This window comes from Dactylosporangium sp. NPDC048998 (genome assembly GCF_043197855.1).
In the GTDB taxonomy this organism is placed as follows: Bacteria; Actinomycetota; Actinomycetes; order Mycobacteriales; family Micromonosporaceae; genus Dactylosporangium.
On the sequence record NZ_JBICTV010000025.1, the window covers coordinates 94,331 to 112,204 of the forward strand.

Consider the following 17,874-nt stretch of genomic DNA (forward strand, 5'->3'; position numbering starts at 1 on the left):
AGGGGGTTGGCGATGCCCGCGAGACGCAGCGCGCAGTGGTACTCCGGCGACGACCGCAACAGCTACATCCACCGGGCCTGGATGCGCCGCGGCCTGCCCGGCGACGCGTTCGACGGCCGCCCGCACATCGCCATCGCCAACACCGCCTCCGACCTGACCCCGTGCAACGCCCACCTCGACGAGGTCGCCCGCAGCGTCGCCAACGGCGTCTACGAGGCCGGCGGCATCCCGCTCGGCCTGCCCGTCGTCTCCCTCGGCGAGACGCAGGTCCGCCCCACCGCCATGCTGTGGCGCAACATGGCCGCGATGGCCACCGAGGAGATGCTGCGGGCCAACCCGATCGACGGGGTGGTGCTGCTCGGCGGCTGCGACAAGACCATCCCGGCGCTGCTCATGGCCGCCTGCTCGGTCGACCTGCCCGCCGTCGTCGTCCCCGGCGGGCCGATGCTCACCGGCACCTTCCGCGGCGTCCCGCTGGGCTGCGGTACCGACGTGTGGAAGCTGTCCGAGGAGGTCCGCGCCGGCACGCTCAGCGCCGCGGAGTTCACCCGCTCCGAGTCCTCGATGATCCGCAGCCGCGGCCACTGCAACACCATGGGCACCGCCTCGACCATGGGCCTGCTCGCCGAGGTCCTCGGCATGACCCGGCCCGGCATCGCCGGCATTCCGGCCGCCGACAGCCGCCTGCTGGAGGCCGCGCACGCCACCGGCGCCCTCGCCGTCGGTCTCGTCGACGCCGAGCGCCGGCCCAGCACGGTGCTCAGCCGTGGCTCGTTCCGCAACGCGATCGTCGCCCTCGCCGCGCTCGGCGGCTCCACCAACGCCGTCGTGCACCTGCTCGCCATCGCCGGCCGGGCGGGCATCGAGCTGACCCTCGACGACTTCGACCGCTTCGGCGCCGGCGTGCCCCTCCTCGTCGACCTGCTGCCCGCCGGCCGGTTCCTGATGGAGGACCTGCACCGCGCCGGCGGCCTGCACGCCGTCCTCGCCGAGGTGAGCGACCTGCTCGACCCGGCCGCGCTGACCGTCACCGGCCGGCCCCTGGTCGAGCACCTCGCCGACGCCCGCGTCCACGACCGCGAGGTGATCCGCCCCCGCGCGGAGCCGCTGCGGCCGCACGCCGGCATCGCGGTGCTGCGCGGCAACCTCGCGCCGGACGGCGCCGTCATCAAGCCCGCCGCCGCCTCGCCGCACCTGCTGCGCCACCGCGGCCCCGCGGTCGTGTTCGACTCCGTCGAGGACCTGCACGCCCGCCTCGACGACCCCGATCTGGACGTCACCGCCGACTCGGTCATCGTCCTGCGCGGCTGCGGCCCGCGCGGCTACCCCGGCATGCCCGAGGTGGCCAACACCCCCATCCCGGCCAAGCTCCTCGCGCGGGGCGTACGCGACATGGTCCGCATCTGCGACGGCCGGATGAGCGGCACCGCCTACGGCACGGTGGTCCTGCACGTCAGCCCGGAGGCCGCCGCCGGCGGCCCCCTCGCGCGGGTCCGCACCGGCGACATGATCACCCTCGACGTCGAGGCTCGCACCCTGCACGCCGACGCCGACCTCGACGCCCGCGAGCCCACCCCGGCCTTCCTCGACGCCCTGGCCGGCCCGAGCCGCGGCTGGGAGCGCCTCTACGTCGACACCGTCGGCCAGGCGAACACCGGCGCCGACTGCGACTTCCTCCTCGGCGCCAGCGGCGACCGGGTCGCCCGCGAGTCCCACTGACCGAGTCTGACCGGGCCTGACCTAGCCTGACCGGCCTGGGCCGGACGCCGGGACGCCGACCTGTCGGGCGGGCACCCTGGACCCGGCGGTCTCAGCCGAGGCCGCCGGTGTCCGGGCCCAGCAGGGGGAAGAACCGGGCGACGACCGCGACCGGTCCGGCCCCGGCCGGGCCGGTGCCGCGCCGCTCCTCGCGGTGGCGGTACCCGGCGATCAGCGCGCGCACGGCATTGGCCAGCTCGGCCATCTCGCGCGGCGTGAGGTACACGACCTGGCTGAACGCGTCGTCGCGCCGCCACCGCGCCGGCGCCTCGTCCCGCATCGCGAGCCAGCGCCGGTAGCTCTCGTCCTCCAGCCCCCGGGCCAGGGCGCCGAGGTCCGGAGCCGCGTCCGCGTCCGGCGCCGGGCCGGCCGGGTTCGCCGGGTCGGCTGCATCCGCCGCGCCCGCCAGCCGCCACGGCTTCGAGCGGCCGCTCCCAGGGGCCTCCTCGACGAGGCCGTACCGCGCCAGCTGCCGCAGGTGGAAGGAGTGCAGGCCGGACGAGCCGCCAAGCTCGCGCGCGGCCTCCGTCGACGTCACGGTGCCCCGGGCGCGTAGCAGCTCCATGAGGGCGACCCGGACCGGGTGGCCGAGCGCCGCGCCGGCGGCCTTCTGGTCGATCACTTTGCAAAGTATTGTGCTTTGCAAAGCGCGACGCAAGGAGTTGAGGACGCCATGGCTGTGCTGCCCGTCCGGGTGTTCGGGGATCCGGTGCTGACCACGCCCGCCGAGGAGGTGACGACGTTCGACGCGCAGCTGCGCCGGCTGGTCCGCGACCTGACCGACACGCTGCGCTCGGAGCGGGGCGCGGGTCTGGCCGCGCCGCAGCTGGGCATCGGCCTGCGGGCCTTCGTCTTCCACGTCGACGGGGTCGAGGGGCACCTGGTCAACCCGGTGCTGAGCTTCCCCGACGAGCGGGAGCAGGACGGCCCGGAGGGCTGCCTGTCGATGCCCGGGCTGTACTTCGACACCAAGCGCCGCCAGCACGTCGTCGCGAAGGGCTACACCGACCACGGCGACCCGGTCCAGGTGGTCGGCGCGGGCGAGCTGGCCCGGTGCCTGCAGCACGAGGCCGACCACCTCGACGGCGTGCTGTTCATCGACCGGATGGACGCGCAGCGCCGCCGGGCCGCGATGCGCGCCATCCGGGAGGCGCCGTGGTTCGGCGACCCGGCACCGCGGGTGCGGGTGAGCCCACATCCGCTGTTCGGCCGCAACCGCTGAACAAAGACCGCTACAGCAGCAGGCGCACAGGGCTGCGGCGCAGCCACAGGTCGAGGCTCAGCGCGTGCTCGATCGCGCGGCGGTCGGCGGCGAAGCCGTCGTACTCGTACGGGGCGGCGGCCAGTTCGGCGACCCGCTGCCGGTCCAGCAGCGGCGCGACGGGCGAGTCGTCCTCGAGCACCCGCGCGAGGGCCTCGCGCAGCGCCCGCTCGTAGCGCGGGTCCTGGGTGGACGGGTACGGGCTCTTGGTGCGCCCGGCCACCGAGGCTGGCACGGCATCGGCGGCGGCCGCGCGCAGCAGGCTCTTTTCCCGTCCGTCGAACGTCTTCATCGCCCACGGGGTGTTGTAGACGTACTCGACGAGCCGGTGGTCGCAGTACGGCACCCGCACCTCCAGGCCGTGCGCCATGCTCATCCGGTCCTTGCGGTCCAGCAGGATCCGCACGAAGCGGGTCAGGTGCAGGTAGGAGATCTCGCGCATGCGCCGGTTGAACGGGTCGGCGTCCTCGCCGTGGTCGACCTCGGCGATCGCGTCGTGGTAGGCGCCGGCCCGGTAGCCCTCCACGTCCAGCGACGCCACGAGGTCCTTGTCCAGCGCGCCGCCCTTGAGATCGCCGATCACCAGCCAGGGGAAGGTCTCGGTCCACACGATCTCCGGCTGGTGGAACCAGGCGTAGCCGCCGAAGACCTCGTCGGCCGCCTCGCCGGACAGCGCCACCGTCGAGTGCTCGCGCACGGCCCGGAAGAGCAGGTACAGCGACGTGTAGATGTCGCCGCCCACGGTGGGCAGGTCCGCGGCGTTGACCACGGCGGCGCGGCCGAGCGGGTCCATCAGCGTCGCGGCGTCCAGCACGATGTCCTCGTGGTCGGTCGACACGTGCTTGACCACGTCGTGGACGTACGGCGTGTCCGGGGTGGCGCGCATCGCGTCCGGGCGGAAGTGCTCGGTCTGCCCGGCGAAGTCGACGGCGAACGAGCGCAGCGGCCCCTCACCCCGCCCGGTCAGCGCCGCGTGGGCCAGCGCGGTGATCGCCGAGGAGTCCAGGCCGCCGGACAGCAGCGCGCACATCGGCACGTCGGCGACGGTCTGCCGGGCCACGATGTCGTCGAGCAGCTCGCGAACGGTGCGCACGGTGGTGTCGAGGTCGTCGCGGTGCTCCGCGTAGCCGGGCCGCCAGTACAGCCGGCGGTGCAGCCCGGCGCGGTCCACGCGCACGAGCTCGCCGGGGACGACCTCATGGAGGTTGCGGTACACGCCGTGACCGGGCGTCTTGACGAAGGCGAGCAGCTCGCGCAGGCCGTCGGCGTCGACGACCGCCTCCGCGCCCGGGTGGGCGAAGATGGCCTTGGGCTCGGAGGCGAACAGCAGCTGCCCGCCGTCGCCGGTGTGGTAGTACAGCGGCTTGACACCCATCCGGTCGCGCACCAGCACCAGCCGGTCCTGGCGCACGTCCCAGATGCCGAAGGCGTACATCCCGTTGAGCCGGTCCACGAAGTCCTCGCCCCACTGGACGTACGCCCGCAGGACGACCTCCGTGTCGCTCTCGGTGCGGAAGTGGTGCCCGAGCGCGCGCAGCTCCTGCCGCAACTCGCGGTAGTTGTACAGCTCGCCGCTGTAGGTGATGGCGGCGAGCTCCGCGCCGTCGTGCTCGACGGTCATCGGCTGCCCGCCGGTGACGAGGTCGATGACGGCGAGCCGGCGGTGGCCGAACGCGACGTGCTCGCGCACCCAAAGGCCCTCGGCGTCCGGCCCGCGCAGGGCCATCGTGCCGGCCATGGCCCGCGCGCCGGCGCGCTCAAGACGCAGGTCGCGGTGGAAGTCGACCCAGCCGACGATGCCACACATGATCACGTACCTCCTCGGTCCGCGGCCAGTCCCGCCCGAATCACGTCCGAATCCCGTCCGAGTCCCGTCCGCAATGGCCGGAATGACCACGTTCCCCCGATGGTCGGCCGGTAACCAGACTGCGACCGATGCAACACGGGCAGCTCCCCGGCGTCGCCGGCACCGGGGCATGCCGCAGTACTACGAGCTGATCTGGAACACGCCGGCCGGCGCGACGCTCTGCATGGAGCCTCCTACCGGGCCCAGCGGCCGCAGCTCGCCGACCGCGCCCTGCTCGTGCAGCGTCAGGAAGGCGTCGACCGCGTCGGGGTCGAACTGGCCGCCCCGGCCGCGCAGCAGCTCGTCGCGGGCCCGGTCCTCGCCGAGGGCGGCCTGGTAGGGCCGGTCGCAGCGCATCGCCGCCCACGAGTCGCACACGGCGAGCAGCCGCGCCTCCGGCCGGATGCCGAGCCCGCGCAGGCCGTCCGGGTAGCCGCCGCCGTCGAAGCGCTCGTGGTGCTGGCGGATGACGTCGGCGACCACGTCCAGCTCCGGCACGACCCGGCACATGCGGGCGCCGAACTGCGGGTGCCGGCGCAGCAGCGCCCACTCCTCGTCGGTGAGCGGCTCGGCCTTGACCAGGATCTCCCGCGGGATCACCACCTTGCCGACGTCGTGGAGCCGGCCGGCCAGCCCGGCGCGCATGGTCACCGCCTCGGAGTAGTTCATGAACACGGCCGTCGCGGTGGCCCAGCGGGCGATCGCGGCGCTGTGTTCGACGCCGGACAGCCAGGCGTCGACCTCGTCGGCGACGCGCTGGAGGTAGTCGAGGTGCGCGGCCGGCACGGCATCCGATCGTTCGGGTGGATCAGCCGGGGCCGCCCGTTGCGGGCTCGGCTCCGGGCAGGGCTCGGCGCACGCGTCGCCGCCGACGACGACCCGGTCGCGACCGAGGACCTTGGCCGTGTAGAGGGCCCGGTCGGCGACCGCCACCAGGTCGGTGTGCGAGGCGCTGTGGGCCGGGAAGGCCGCGGTACCGATGGAGACGGTGATCGTGACGCGAGTGTCGTCGTCGAGCGCGATCGGCTCGTCGCCGACGCTGCGCCGCAGCCGCTGCGAGACCGCCTCGAGCTCCTCCGGGTGCAGGCCGGGCATGAGCAGCGCGAACTCCTCGCCGCCGTAGCGCGCCAGCACGTCGCCGGGGCGCACAGCCCGCCGCAGCCGCCGGGCGATCTCGACGAGCGCGCGGTCACCGGCCGGGTGGCCGAAGCGGTCGTTGACCGACTTGAAGTGGTCGACGTCGACGATGAACAGCGCCACCGGACCGTGGCGCCGGCCGGCCCGCGCCACCTCGGCGGGCAGCCGGCCCTCGATGCAGCGGCGGGTGGACAGGCCGGTGAGCTGGTCGGTGACCGCCAGGCGGCGCTGCTCGACCGCCACGCCCGCCATCCGGCCGAGGGTGAGCAGGAACAGCACCGCGCAGGCGACGGCGGCGGCCGGCACGTCGTCGCCGATCCCGCGCGCCGACTGGACCAGCAGTGCGGCCGGGGCGAGCAGGGCGGCGCCGGCCAGCAGTACGAAACGGACCGGCCTCGACTCGTCGCGCCCGGGCGGCGCCGGGTCGGTGAGCCCGGCCATGCCGCGGTGCAGCGCGGCGGCGCCCAGGGTGAGGTTGGCGGTGAGCCACATCGCGTCGAGGAAGTTGCCGGCCTCGTAGACGCCGTGCAGTTGCTGGTAGCTGTAGACGGTGTCGGCGGCGGCGATGCCGAGCAGGTTGGCCAGCAGCAACCCGAACGAGACGGACCGGGCGGCGACCCCGATCACCAGCCGCGCGGTGAGCGCCACCAGCGCCAGGTCCATGACCGGGTAGCCGAGCTCCGCATAGCGGGCGAGGAGGCGGTCGCCGCGCGACGCCGCCGTGGGGCCGATGAGGAACATCCAGGACAGCAGCGCGGCCGCGACGGCGACAACGAGCCCGTCGATCAGCCCGGCCGCGCCGCGCGGCTCGCGGCGGCGGATCAGCAGCAGCAGCGCGGCCAGCAGGGGCGGGTAGTGGCCCAGGTACAGCAGGTCGGCGAAGGACGGGAACCGCTCGGAGTGCAGCACGTAGTGCGAGACGTAGAAGACCGCGTCGGCGCTCGCGTAGACCAGCTGGCTCAGGCCCAGCAGCAGCCAGGGCAGGCGCACCGCGGGGCGGTTGCGGGCGATGCCCCACCAGACGGCCGCGGCGCCGGACGAGCTGATCGCGAGGTACACCGCGACCCGGGCGTAGACCCAGGCGTCGCGCTCGGGCACCAGGAAGTATCCGAGCATCGCGAGGGCGCCGGCGAGCAGATACCCGAACCACACCCGGTTTTCCCGGACGACCGCTCTCGCGCTTGACATAGGCGCTCCCCGATGGCGCTGTCGATGTGAGCCCGGGATCGAAGCCGCCCAATACCGTAGTGCACGGGCTCCCGGAATGCAGTCGGCTACTCGCGCCACACCCGCCGTTCTTCGATCCGCACCCGGTCGACGCGCAGCAGCCGATCGGTGAGCAGCGCGCGGGCTTCGGCCGGCAGGTGTACCGGCGAGCCGGCGGACAGCGGCAGCACGTGCAGGGTCACCGCGGAGCCCGGCCCGCAGCCGGCGTCGCGGAGGCTCACCACCCATGGCGAGCCGTCCCAGAACCGGTCGGTGGCGGCGCGCCCGTCGACGCGCAGCTCGGCCACGTCGCCGGCCCAGTCGATGCGCAGCAGCGCGTCCCGCCCCCGTTCCAGGGCCCACGCCGGCAGCTCGAGCTCGTAGACGGCGGCGAGCTCGTCGAAGACGGCCGGCGGCGGCGCGGACTGCCGGCTGTCGCGCAGCCCGTAGACCGCGGGCACGGCGGCGCCCGCCGGGCGGAGCGGCCGCGCGGGGACGTCCTGGGCCACCGCGTCGGGCGCGTCGGGCGCGTCGGGCGCGTCGGGCGCGTCGGGCGCGTCGGGCGCGTCAAAAGCATCGGGGCGCAGCGGCACCGGCCGGAACGTGCGCGTCCCGGGGTCGTAGGCGAGCACCTCGGGCGAAGGCGCGGCGGTCCGCGCAACGATCCGCCCGTCGGCGCCCCACCCGAGGTCCTCCGCGGACAGCAGCAGCCGGCGATCGGCCTCGCACACCCACGCCAGGGCGGCGTCCCCGGGCGTCAGCACCAGCACGTCGAGCTCGACCGGGTGCTCGGTCGGGTGCTCGACCGGGTGTTCGGCCAGGTGCTCGGTCGAGTGTGTGAGGCCGGCCCGCAGCCGCAGCGGCTCCCGGCCGGGCTCCACCGCGACGACCTCCCCGGCGGTCGCGAGCTCCACCGGGATGCCCGGCTCGGCGCACAGCACCAGCGTCGGCACTGGTCCGGGCAGGACGGTGAGCGCGGAGGCGGTGGCCCAGTCGATGCGCACGCCGTGCAGGTCCAGCCCTACCGGCCAGCGGGCGAGGGTGCCGGGCGGGACGTCCACCGGCCGGGACGGCAGCAGCAGGTCGCCGACGCGGAACCGGGCGTCGCGGTAGACGTCCAGCGGTACGTGCGGCTGGTGCCAGGCGATGAAGAGGAACTCGCCGCGCAGCGCCCAGCGCAGGGTGGTGGTGTCGTCGATGCCGCCCGGCCTGACGTCGGGCAGGCTCGAGGGCGCCCCCGCCAGGCGCGCCCCGAACGCGGCGAGGAACGCGTGCTGGCGGCGCAGCTCGGCGTGCGCGGGCGACAGCGTGCCGGCCTCGCCGATCGGGGCATGGAAGTCGTACCCCAGCCGGGGCATGTCGTTGGGGTAGCCGGTGGCGTGGGACTCCTGCAGGCCGCCGGCGCCGGGCGGGTTCGTGCCCCCGGCGTACATGTAGAACCCCTGCCACACCGAGCCGTTGCCGATCTTGCAGTGGGCCACCGCCGCGATGTCGCGCGCCGAGGGCCGGGGCCGGCGGTGGTACGCCGTGGCCATGCCGCCGCCGAGCTCTGAGGTCACGGGCGGGAACGGGCCCGGCCCGCGCGGCGGGCGGGGCTCGTCCCAGGCGTGGGAGAAGAAGAACTGCGCCCGGAACACGGGCTGCCACGGCGCGCCGGCGTCGGTCCAGAAACCGTCGGCGTATCCGCTGTACACCGGCAGGACCTCCGCCGGCGGCAGCCGCGCGCCGTCCCACGCGGTGGCCGTCCACAGTGGCGCCGACAGCCCCGCCTCGCGGGCGAGGCGCTTGAGGGTCACCAGGTGCCCGGGCCGGTCGCAGAGCTCGTTCTCGAGCTGGATCGCGAGCACGTTCTCCGGCGCGCAGCGCCCGTCCAGCGCCGCGCCGATCCGCCCGAACCACTCCGCGACGAGGGCCAGGTATCCCGGGTCGTCGCTGCGGTGCTCGACCGGCTCGGCCAGCACCCAGTCGGGGAGGCCGCCGTTGCGGATCTCGCCGTGCACCCACGGGCCGATGCGCAGCACGACCTCGAGGCCGGCGGCGCGGCACAGGTCGACGAACGCCGCCAGGTCGAGCCCGCCGTCGAAGCGCGCCGCGCCGCGCCGCTCCTCGTGGTGGATCCAGGGGATGTACGCCGAGACGACGTCGACGCCGCCGGAGCGCATCAGCTCCAGCCGCTCCGCCCAGCGGGCGCGGGGCACCCGGCTGTAGTGCAGCTCCCCGGAGACGGGGATCCAGGGCCGCCCGTCGCGCAGGAGGTGGCGGTCGGTGAGGGCGAGCCCGGCCCGGACGTCCTCGGCGTTGGCCATCCGCGGCGCGACGGGCGGCCCCGGCCAGGCGCGGCGGCGAACGGCGAGCGCGACGGCAGCGGCCGGTCCCGCGGGCAGCACGAGGTGCTCCACGTCAGCGCTTCGCGCAGGCGGTGCGGCGCTTCGTCATCCCTCGCATGGTGGCACATTCGATCGACGCGCGTTGCCCCGAACTGCGGCCGGATCCGCGATCACTCCTGAGATCACTCGTGGATCACTTCTGAGATCACTCCTGGGGAACGGGCGCCGGGGCGGTGCGGGCGACCATGAGCCGCCACACGCCCAGCTGCAGCAGCGACAGGGCCAGCGCGAAGGGCATCAGCGTCCAGATCCCGACGTGCTGGGCGAGCCGGCCGGCCAGCCACGGCAGCCCGGCGCCGCCGAGGACCGACACCCCGTTCATGAGGCCGATCGCGGTGGCCACCAGCCGGGGCTCGACCAGGTCCGGCACCACCGCCATCGCCGTCGGGAACGTGATGCCGATCGTCGCCTCGTCGACGCCGTAGTCCGCCATCTGCGCCGGGATCAGGATGCCGCCGATCCCGGCGCCCAGACCGACGAGCACGAACGCGGCGTACGACAGGAAAACCGGCGCCCACCCGGGGCCGCGCGTCTCGGTCACCCGGAGATGGTACGGGCCGCCGGCGCGGCCGCCATTCCCACTTCCCACGCCCCGGGGCCGGCCTCGAACACGCTCGACGGCCTGCTCGATGGCCTGCTCGACGGCCTACTCGATGGCCTGCTCGACGGCCTACTCGATGGCCTACTCGAAGCCGGCGAGGATCAGCACGCCGATGCCGATCAGCACGACGGGCAGCGCGACGTTGCCCCAGCGGCTGAGCATCCGCGCGACCGCCGGGCGGGTGGCGATGTGCCGGCCGGCCGCGCACCAGACGGCCACCAGCACCAGGAAGACGACGGCGTACACCGCGAGCCGCCCGGCGCCGGCGGTGGCGAGCACGGGCACGTACACGCCGATGTTGTCCCCGCCGTTGGCGAGGGTGACCGCGGCGACCTCGGTCGCGGCGGGCCCTCCCCGGCCCGCCCGCGGGCCGCGGCCGTCGCCGCGGCACCGCCACGCCCGCCAGGCCGCCCGCAGCCCGAGGGTGAGCGGGATCAGCCCCAGGTAGGGCAGGGCCTGCTCGGGCAGGAACGACACGCCGAACGCGCCGGCCGCGGACACCGCGAGGATCGCGGCGAAGCCGAGGTACTGCCCGAGGACGACCCGCCGGGTGGCCCCGGGGTGGTCGGCGCCGCGCGCGAAGTACAGCGAGAGGATGAGAAGATCGTCGACGTTGGTGACCGCGAACAGGCCGATCGCCTGCCCCACCGCGCCCAGCACCACCGAAGATCCTCCCGCCGATGCGGGGAACCCTATCGCAGCTCCCGGCCTGGTCAGGGCCATCTCGCCGTCCCGGGTCGGCCCGGCGGCCGAGCGGGATACGTGGGTCAGGGGGCGGCCGGGCCCGCGTCGCGGCGGACCGCAGGACTTGTGGAATTAATCCTATGGGTGAAGTAGGAAATCTGATAGCCTCCGGAGCATGAGCAACCGGCGATTCCTCGTGCAGCGGGCCGTCACGCGGCTCGTCAACCGCGCGGTCGGCCTGGCGCACCGCCTGATCGGCTTCGGCGCCGCGGCGGCCGACGGCCCGGCGGACGCGGACGCGGAGCCGTTCTGCCGGACCGGCGTGCAGGACGCCCCGATGTGGGCCGAGCTCGCGACGGAGCTGCAACTGCGCCGCATCGCCGGGCGCGCGGCGCGCTGAGTGGACCGCTCGCACCGGCTGATCCTGGCCGTCTGTCTCGGCGCCGGCTGGACCACCCTGCTGGACCAGTCCATCCTCAACGTCGACGTGCCGGCCATGCGCGCCTCGCTGCACGCGGGCGATGCCGCCCTGCAGTGGATCATGGCAGGCTACTCGCTCACGTTCGGCCTCGCGTCGTCCCGGCCGGGCGGCTCGGCGACATGTACGGCCGGCGCGCGCTCTTCGCCGGCGGCCTCGCGGTCTTCGGCGCCGGCGGGGTCGTCGCCGCCTGCGCCGACCGCGACTGGCTGGTGGCGGCGGCGCGGCTGGCCCAGGGCCTCGGCGCCGGGACCGTCAACCCGCAGATCATCGGGCTGTTCCAGGACGTCTTCCAGGGCCGGGACCGGGTGCGGGCGCTCGGCGCCTACGCCGTGGTCGGCGGCCTGTCCGGCTCGGTCGGCCCACCGCTCGGCGGGCTGATCCTGCACCTGGCCGGCCCCGACCCCGGCTGGCGGCTGGTGCTGCTGGCCAACCTGCCGTTCGTGCTGCTCACCGTCCCGCTCGCGCTGCGCCTGCTGCCCGCCGGCCGGCCGCGCGGGCACCGCACCGACCTCGACCTTCCCGGACTGCTGCTGCTCGGCGCCGCAACGCTGGGCCTGATCCTGCCGCTGGTGGGCACCCCGGGCGGCTGGCGCTGGGCGGCGCTCGCCGCCCTCGCCGCCGCCGGGTTCGTGGCCTGGGAGCGGCGCTACAGCGCGACGGGCCGCACCGCGCTGCTGCTGCCGGCGCTGACCCGCAGCCGGGGGTACGTCCTGGGGACCCTCGTGGCCATGTGCTTCTTCGGCGCCACCCTCGCCCTGAACCTCGTGCTCTCGCTGTTCCTGCAGGACGGCCTCGGCTTCTCCGCGCCGGCCGCGGCCGCGATGGCGCTGCCCGGCGCCGTCGGCTTCGCCGCCGCCTCAACGGCCAGCGCGGGCGTGGTCGCGCGCTACGGCCGGCGGGGCATCTGCGTCGCCCTCGCCGTCGCCGCGGCGTGCATCGCGGCCGACGCCGCCGCGGTCGCGCTGCTCGGCGACCGCGGGCTGGTCGCCGCGCTCGCCGCCGGGCAGCTCGTCACCGGCGTGGCCGGCGGCCTGGTCAACGCCCCGAACCAGGCGCTGACCCTCGCCCACGCCCCGGCCGGCGCGAACGGGCTCAGCGCCGCGATCCTGCAGCTGTCGCAGCGGCTCTCGGCGAGCGTGAGCATCGCCGCGGTGACCGGGATCTTCCTCGGCGCAGCCGTAGCCGGGGGCGCCGGGTACCGCGCCGCGTTGCTGCACGGCGTCCTGCTCTGCCTGGCGTTGGTGGTGCTGGCGCTGCTCTTCGCCGTCGCCGACGGCGCCCGCCCGGGCCGGCACGGTGCCCGGGAACCGCACGCACTGGAGGTAGCACGCTCATGACCCTGCACGTCGCGCTCGAGCTCGACGGGGCGCCGGACCCCGCCGACATCGAGGCCCTTACCCGCACGGCGCGGGCCGCCGAACGGGCCGGCGTCGCGCTCGTCACGCTCGCCGACACGCCGCTGCCCGAGGGGCGGGCACGCGTCGAGGCCGGTGTCCGGGCGGCGTTCCTGTCCCGGCGTACCGAACGGATCGGGCTCGGGCCCGAACTGCACGCCACCGCGACCGAGCCGTTCCACCTGGCCACCCAGCTGGCCAGCCTCGACCATGCCTCCCTCGGCCGCGCGGCCTGGGTCGTCGGCGCGGCGAACACCGTCGAGGCCCTCGCCACCATCGGCCGGGCACCGCTGGAGCCCGCGGCGCTGCGCCGGGAGACCGCCGACGTCGTCGAGGCCGCCCGCCGGCTGTGGGACTCGTGGGAGGACGACGCGGTGATCCGCGACGTGGCCACCGGCCGGTTCCTCGACCGGCGGCGAGTGCACCACGTCGACTTCGAGGGCCCCACGTTCTCGATCGTCGGGCCACTCATCACGCCCCGGCCGCCGCAGGGCCAGGTCGTCGTCCTCGGCGCCGACACCCTCGGCGTGACGGACCGCCTCGACGTGGCACTGGTCGGCGGCGACGGGCCGGACGCGGTGCGGCGGCGGGCCGAGCGGGCCCGCGCCGAGGGTGCCCCGCTCGTCTTCGCCGAGGTCGAGTCCGCGCTGACCGGCGCGCCGGACACCCGGCCGGCCACCGACCGGATCCGGTACGCCGGCCCGCCCGACGGCCTCGTCGCGCTGCTCACCGAGCTGTCCGGCGCCGTGGACGGGGTGCGGCTGCACCCCGCGCGGCTCGACGAGGAGCTGCCGATCCTCGCCGAACGGGTGCTGCCCGCCGTCGCCCCGCGCGCCGCCGGCCCGACCCTGCGCGACACGCTCGGCCTGCCCCGCCCCGCCAACCGCTTCGCGGCCGTCTGAGCCCGTCGTCTGAGAAGGAGCCCCTCGTGAGCGACCCCAAGCCCCGGCTGCACCTCGGCGTCTTCTTCACCGGCGTCGGCCCCAACCTGCTGTGGACCCGGCCCGACTTCGCCTCGCACACCCACATCGACACGTTCGTCCACGTGGCGCGGACCCTCGAGCGCGGCCTCTTCGACGCGTTCTTCCTCGGCGATGGGCTGCGCGTGCGGGAGAACCGCGGCGAGATCCACGACCTCGACGTGGCCGGGCGGCCGGACGCGATCACCCAGCTCACCGCCCTCGCCGCGGTCACGGAGCGGATCGGGCTGGTGGCCACGCAGAACACGACGTACAACTTCCCGGCCGACCTCGCCCGCCGCCTGGCGAGCCTCGACCTCGTCTCCGGCGGCCGCGCCGGGTGGAATGTCGTCACCACCGACAACGCGTGGACGGGCGCCAATTTCCGGCACGGCGGCTGGCTGCCGCACGAGCGGCGCTACGAGCGCGCCGGGCAGTTCGTCGAGGCCGCGAAGGCGCTGTGGGCGGCCGCCCCCGGCGAGGTCGTCGCGCGGCGGACCGACCTGGTCGACCTGCGCGCGGCGGCGACGGTGCCGGCGAGCCCGCAGGGCCGGCCGGTGCTGTTCCAGGCCGGCGACTCCCCCGGCGGACGCGACCTGGCCGCACGGCACGCCGACGTCGTGTTCTCCGCGAACACCGAGTACGACAAGGCCCTCGCCTATGCCGAGGACCTGCGCCGCCGGCTGGCCGCCTACGGCCGCTCCCCCGACGCGGTGCGCATCCTGCCCGGGGCGTCGGTCGTGCTCGGCGACACCCGGGCCGAGGCCGAGGAGCGGGCCGCGTGGATCCGCCGCGAGCAGACCACGGGCCCGCGGGCCATCGCCTACCTGGAGCAGTTCTGGGGCAAGGACCTGTCCGGCTACGACCCGGACGGCCCGCTGCCCGACATCGACCCGACCGACGAGGAGCTGGACCCGTCGCGCGGCACGATCTCGATCGAGCTGCGCACCGGCAAGCTCGAGCGGATCCGGCAGTGGCGCGCGCTGGCCGCCGAGCGCAACCTGTCGATCCGGGAGCTGGTCATCGAGGTCACGCCCGGGCACGGCGCCTTCGTCGGCACGCCGGGTCAGGTCGCCGACGAGTGGGCCCGCTACGTGCGCACGCGCGCCGTCGACGGGTTCAACCTGCTGCCTCAGCTGCTGCCCGGCACCGTGGAGGACGTCGTGGACCGGCTGGTGCCGCAACTGCAGGAGCGCGGGGTGTACCGAACGCGGTACGAGGGCACCACCCTGCGCGAGCACCTCGACCTGCCCCCGCTCGACCGCCGAGGGTCATGACGCCGGGGGCCGGCGCGAGGCAGGCTGGAGGGGTGGTACACGTCAAGCGCGTATACGACCCGCCGGGGCCCGACGACGGGCGGCGGGTGCTGGTCGACCGGCTGTGGCCGCGCGGGCTGCGCAAGGAGGGCGCCGCCGTCGACGAGTGGCTGCGCGATGTGGCCCCGTCCGCCGACCTGCGCAAGTGGTACGGCCACGACCCGGACCGCTTCGCGGAGTTCGCCGAGCGGTACCGGGCCGAGCTGGACGGCGGCGAGCAGGCCGCGGCGCTGGGGCGGCTGCGCGAGCTCGCCGGGGACGCCCCGCTCACCCTGCTGACCGCCACCCGCGACGTCGGCCACTCCCAGACCGCCGTGCTCGCCGAGCTGCTGAGCTAGAGCCTTCCGGCCTCGATGATGCGGCTCAGGAACTGCCGGGTCCGCGGCTCCCGCGGCTCGCCGAGGACCTGCTCCGGCGGCCCCTGCTCGACCAGCACCCCGCCGTCGAGGAAGCAGACCCGGTCGGCCACCTGCCGCGCGAAGCCCATCTCGTGCGTCGCCAGCAGCATGGTGACGCCGTCGGACTTGACGTCGCGGATCAGCTCCAGCACCTCGCCGACGAGCTCCGGGTCGAGCGCCGAGGTGACCTCGTCGAGCAGCAGCAGCCGCGGCGCGTTCACCAGCGCCCGCACGATGGCGACCCGCTGCTGCTGGCCGCCGGAGAGCCGGTCCGGGTAGGAGCCGGCGAGGTCGGCGAGGCCGATGCGGGCGAGCAGGACCATCGCCCGCTCGCGGGCCTCGGCGGCCGACCGGCCGTGCACCCGCCGCGGGGCGAGCGTCACGTTGTCCAGCACCGACATGTGCGGGAACAGGTTGAACGCCTGGAACACCATCCCGATGCGGCGGCGGACCCGGTCGGGGTTCACCCTCGGATCGGTGATGTCCTCGCCGTCGAGACGGATCGTGCCGTCGTCGACCGGCTCCAGGAGGTTGATGCAGCGCAGCAGCGTCGACTTGCCCGAGCCGCTGGCGCCGATGAGCGCCACCACCTCGTGTTCGGCCACGTCGAGGGAGACGCCGCGCAGCACGGGGCGGGCACCGAACACCTTGTGCACGCCCTCGACGGACAGGACGGTGGTCATAGGCCGTTGTCTCCGGACTGGCGGCGGGCCGCCCTGACGGTGACCCAGTCGGTCACGGCGATGAGGGGGATCGCCAGAAGCACGAACAGGACCCCGGCAACGACGTACGGCGTGTAGTTGTACGAGACCGACGTCTCGATCTGCGCGGCGCGGACAGCGTCGACCGGGCCGGCCAGCGAGATGAGGCCGACGTCCTTCTGCATCGCCACGAGGTCGTTGAGCAGCGGCGGGGCGACGCGGCGCACCGCCTGCGGCAGCACGACGTGACGCATGGTCTGGCGGTACGTGAGCCCGAGCGAGCGCGCCGCGGCCCGCTGCGACGGGTGCACCGACTCGATGCCGGCCCGGAACACCTCGGCGATGTAGGCGCCGTACGTCAGCACCAGCGCGGCCCCGCCGAGCACCAGCACCGAGGGGGTCCCGGACAGGCGCAGCCCGGGCACGCCGAACGCGAAGAGGTAGATGGTGATGACGAGCGGCAGCCCGCGGAAGGTGTACGTGTACCAGACCGCGAGCGCGCGCAACGGGAAGAACACCGCCGGCCGCAGCGTGCGCAGCATCGCGATGCCGAGCCCGAGCAGCAGCGCGCCGGCGGCGCAGAACACCAGCATCTCGAGGTTGAGCAGCAGGCCGCGGGCCACCGCGGGCAGTGCCCGGCGCGCGGTATCCGGATCGAAGAAGCTGTGGCGCACCCGCGGCCAGCCCGGCGCGCCGGTGACGGCGACGAACAGCAGGCCGCCGACCACGGCCGTGGAGACGGCGGCGACCACCACCGACAGCATCGTCTGCCGGCGGCGGTACGCCTCGCGCCCCAGCTGTACCGGGGACTTGATCAGGACGGGGTGCTCCATCAGGACAGCGTCGGGGCGCCCTGAGTCGCGGACAGCCACTGCTGCTGCAGGTTCTTCAGCGTGCCGTCGGCGCGCAGCGCGTCGACGGCGCCGCTCACGCAGCCGGTGAGCGCCGAGCCCTTGTCGAGCACCAGGCCGAACTGCTCCGGCGTGCCCGATGCCGGCGGCAGCTGCCCGACGATCACGGCGTCGGTGATCTCGGCCCCGGTGATGTAGAAGGCGGTCGGCAGGTCGACCACGAGCCCGTCGATCTGCCCGTTCTGCAGCGCCTGCTTCGCGTCGTCGTTGTTGTTGTACACCGAGGGCTGCGCGTCCGGCTTCACGATCTCGGTGATCGACCGGTAGCTCGTGGTGCCGACCTGCGCGCCGAGCTTGGCGCCCTTGAGGTCGGCGAGGCTCTTCGCCCCGGCGAGCTTCGAGCTCTTCAGCGCGATGACGGTCTGGGTGACGTCGTAGTACGGCGAGGAGAAGTCGACGGCCTTCCTGCGCTCGTCGGTGATGGAGAACTCGTTGATGTCGAAGTCGAACGTCTTCGGCCCGGGCGCGATGGCGTTGTTGAACGTGACGCGGGTCCAGACCACCTGGTCCTTGGCGTAGCCGAGCTTCTCGGCCACCGCGTAGGCGACGGCGGACTCGAAGCCCTGCCCGCTCTCGGGCTTGTTGTCGTTGAACCACGGCGGGTACACCGGGTCGTCGGTGCCGACGGTGAGCTTGCCCGCGGCCACGGTCTTGAGCTGGGCGGGCGCGCAGGAGCCGGCGCCGGCGCTGCCACCGGATGCGGCGGGCGCCGCGGTGTTGTCGTCGGCGGGCGCGCAGCCGGCCGCGGCCGCCAGGACGGAGGCCAGCCCGGCAGCGAGGAGGAGGGTCGCGGGACGCATGGCCGGGATCATAACCATGCTTCCGAGTAGGAAT

The 17,874-nt window shown here is 74.7% G+C and carries 16 protein-coding genes; 7 read left to right on the top strand and 9 right to left on the bottom strand.

All coding sequences use genetic code 11. The features are described 5' to 3' along the window. Positions 1-12 precede the first annotated feature (12 nt). Positions 13-1,719, top strand: coding sequence for a dihydroxy-acid dehydratase (locus ACGFI8_RS36395; protein WP_392811597.1), 1,707 nt, complete (start codon positions 13-15; stop codon positions 1,717-1,719). Between the two features lie 91 nt (positions 1,720-1,810). On the opposite strand, the gene ACGFI8_RS36400 is transcribed toward ACGFI8_RS36395, so the two are convergent. Then, positions 1,811-2,380: a winged helix-turn-helix domain-containing protein gene (locus tag ACGFI8_RS36400; protein WP_392811599.1), complete on the bottom strand. Its 570-nt coding sequence runs from the start codon at positions 2,378-2,380 to the stop codon at positions 1,811-1,813. A 51-nt stretch (positions 2,381-2,431) separates the two neighbouring features. Here ACGFI8_RS36400 and def point away from each other — a divergent pair, with 51 nt between their 5' ends. Beyond that, on the top strand, positions 2,432-2,980 hold the full coding sequence (def, locus tag ACGFI8_RS36405; protein WP_392811601.1) for a peptide deformylase: 549 nt from the start codon (positions 2,432-2,434) through the stop codon (positions 2,978-2,980). 10 nt (positions 2,981-2,990) lie between these two features. Here the strand turns inward: def and asnB are convergent, their stop codons facing one another. From asnB to ACGFI8_RS36430, 5 genes are all read right to left on the bottom strand, one after another. Continuing rightward, the gene (gene asnB / locus ACGFI8_RS36410) at positions 2,991-4,826 is read right to left on the bottom strand and encodes an asparagine synthase (glutamine-hydrolyzing) (RefSeq protein ID WP_392811603.1); all 1,836 of its coding nucleotides are present in this window, start codon (positions 4,824-4,826) and stop codon (positions 2,991-2,993) included. 180 nt (positions 4,827-5,006) lie between these two features. Next, positions 5,007-7,190: a diguanylate cyclase gene (locus ACGFI8_RS36415; protein WP_392811604.1), complete on the bottom strand. Its 2,184-nt coding sequence runs from the start codon at positions 7,188-7,190 to the stop codon at positions 5,007-5,009. Positions 7,191-7,276: 86 nt separating this feature from the next. After that, a complete protein-coding gene (locus ACGFI8_RS36420; RefSeq protein ID WP_392811605.1) occupies positions 7,277-9,607 on the bottom strand; it encodes a beta-galactosidase in 2,331 nt (776 codons plus the stop codon). Positions 9,608-9,740: 133 nt separating this feature from the next. Then, on the bottom strand, positions 9,741-10,136 hold the full coding sequence (locus tag ACGFI8_RS36425) for a hypothetical protein (RefSeq protein WP_392811606.1): 396 nt from the start codon (positions 10,134-10,136) through the stop codon (positions 9,741-9,743). Between the two features lie 141 nt (positions 10,137-10,277). Next, positions 10,278-10,859, bottom strand: a complete 582-nt coding sequence (locus ACGFI8_RS36430) for a cadmium resistance transporter (protein WP_392811608.1) — start codon at positions 10,857-10,859, stop codon at positions 10,278-10,280. Positions 10,860-11,055: 196 nt separating this feature from the next. Between ACGFI8_RS36430 and ACGFI8_RS36435 the strand changes: the two genes are divergently transcribed. The 5 genes from ACGFI8_RS36435 to ACGFI8_RS36455 all read left to right on the top strand — a co-directional run bounded on the left by ACGFI8_RS36435 (position 11,056) and on the right by ACGFI8_RS36455 (position 15,368). Next, positions 11,056-11,280 (top strand): hypothetical protein, encoded by a 225-nt coding sequence (locus tag ACGFI8_RS36435; protein WP_392811610.1) that lies wholly within the window; start codon positions 11,056-11,058, stop codon positions 11,278-11,280. 134 nt (positions 11,281-11,414) lie between these two features. Beyond that, positions 11,415-12,698, top strand: coding sequence for an MFS transporter (locus ACGFI8_RS36440; protein WP_392811611.1), 1,284 nt, complete (start codon positions 11,415-11,417; stop codon positions 12,696-12,698). Next, complete coding sequence (locus tag ACGFI8_RS36445; RefSeq protein ID WP_392811613.1) at positions 12,695-13,657, top strand: LLM class flavin-dependent oxidoreductase; 963 nt, start codon at positions 12,695-12,697, stop codon at positions 13,655-13,657. The genes ACGFI8_RS36440 and ACGFI8_RS36445 overlap by 4 nt, the downstream gene beginning before the upstream one ends. A 26-nt stretch (positions 13,658-13,683) precedes the next feature. After that, entirely contained in the window at positions 13,684-14,991 is a 1,308-nt protein-coding gene (locus tag ACGFI8_RS36450) for an LLM class flavin-dependent oxidoreductase (RefSeq protein ID WP_392811615.1), read from the top strand. Positions 14,992-15,023: 32 nt separating this feature from the next. After that, on the top strand, positions 15,024-15,368 hold the full coding sequence (locus ACGFI8_RS36455; protein WP_392811616.1) for a DUF488 domain-containing protein: 345 nt from the start codon (positions 15,024-15,026) through the stop codon (positions 15,366-15,368). Here ACGFI8_RS36455 and ACGFI8_RS36460 read toward each other — a convergent pair. Genes ACGFI8_RS36460 through ACGFI8_RS36470 form a run of 3 tightly spaced genes read right to left on the bottom strand, consistent with a single transcriptional unit; the run spans position 15,365 to position 17,840 of the window. Then, the gene (locus tag ACGFI8_RS36460) at positions 15,365-16,111 is read right to left on the bottom strand and encodes an amino acid ABC transporter ATP-binding protein (protein WP_392811618.1); all 747 of its coding nucleotides are present in this window, start codon (positions 16,109-16,111) and stop codon (positions 15,365-15,367) included. The genes ACGFI8_RS36455 and ACGFI8_RS36460 overlap by 4 nt on opposite strands. Next, a complete protein-coding gene (locus ACGFI8_RS36465; protein ID WP_392811620.1) occupies positions 16,108-16,962 on the bottom strand; it encodes an amino acid ABC transporter permease in 855 nt (284 codons plus the stop codon). Before ACGFI8_RS36465 ends, ACGFI8_RS36460 begins: the two co-directional genes overlap by 4 nt. Continuing rightward, positions 16,962-17,840, bottom strand: coding sequence for an ABC transporter substrate-binding protein (locus ACGFI8_RS36470; RefSeq protein WP_392811621.1), 879 nt, complete (start codon positions 17,838-17,840; stop codon positions 16,962-16,964). The genes ACGFI8_RS36465 and ACGFI8_RS36470 overlap by 1 nt, the downstream gene beginning before the upstream one ends. Positions 17,841-17,874 lie beyond the last annotated feature (34 nt).

What these genes read in the sequence shown, in the direction of transcription:
- def (WP_392811601.1), top strand. Translation starts at nt 2,432, where the DNA reads ATGGCTGTGCTGCCCGTCCGGGTGTTCGGGGATCCGGTGCTGACCACG.
- ACGFI8_RS36435 (WP_392811610.1), top strand. Translation starts at nt 11,056, where the DNA reads ATGAGCAACCGGCGATTCCTCGTGCAGCGGGCCGTCACGCGGCTCGTC.
- ACGFI8_RS36470 (WP_392811621.1), bottom strand. Translation starts at nt 17,840, where the DNA reads ATGCGTCCCGCGACCCTCCTCCTCGCTGCCGGGCTGGCCTCCGTCCTG.
- asnB (WP_392811603.1), bottom strand. Translation starts at nt 4,826, where the DNA reads ATGTGTGGCATCGTCGGCTGGGTCGACTTCCACCGCGACCTGCGTCTT.
- ACGFI8_RS36415 (WP_392811604.1), bottom strand. Translation starts at nt 7,190, where the DNA reads ATGTCAAGCGCGAGAGCGGTCGTCCGGGAAAACCGGGTGTGGTTCGGG.
- ACGFI8_RS36465 (WP_392811620.1), bottom strand. Translation starts at nt 16,962, where the DNA reads ATGGAGCACCCCGTCCTGATCAAGTCCCCGGTACAGCTGGGGCGCGAG.
- ACGFI8_RS36445 (WP_392811613.1), top strand. Translation starts at nt 12,695, where the DNA reads ATGACCCTGCACGTCGCGCTCGAGCTCGACGGGGCGCCGGACCCCGCC.
- ACGFI8_RS36460 (WP_392811618.1), bottom strand. Translation starts at nt 16,111, where the DNA reads ATGACCACCGTCCTGTCCGTCGAGGGCGTGCACAAGGTGTTCGGTGCC.
- ACGFI8_RS36395 (WP_392811597.1), top strand. Translation starts at nt 13, where the DNA reads ATGCCCGCGAGACGCAGCGCGCAGTGGTACTCCGGCGACGACCGCAAC.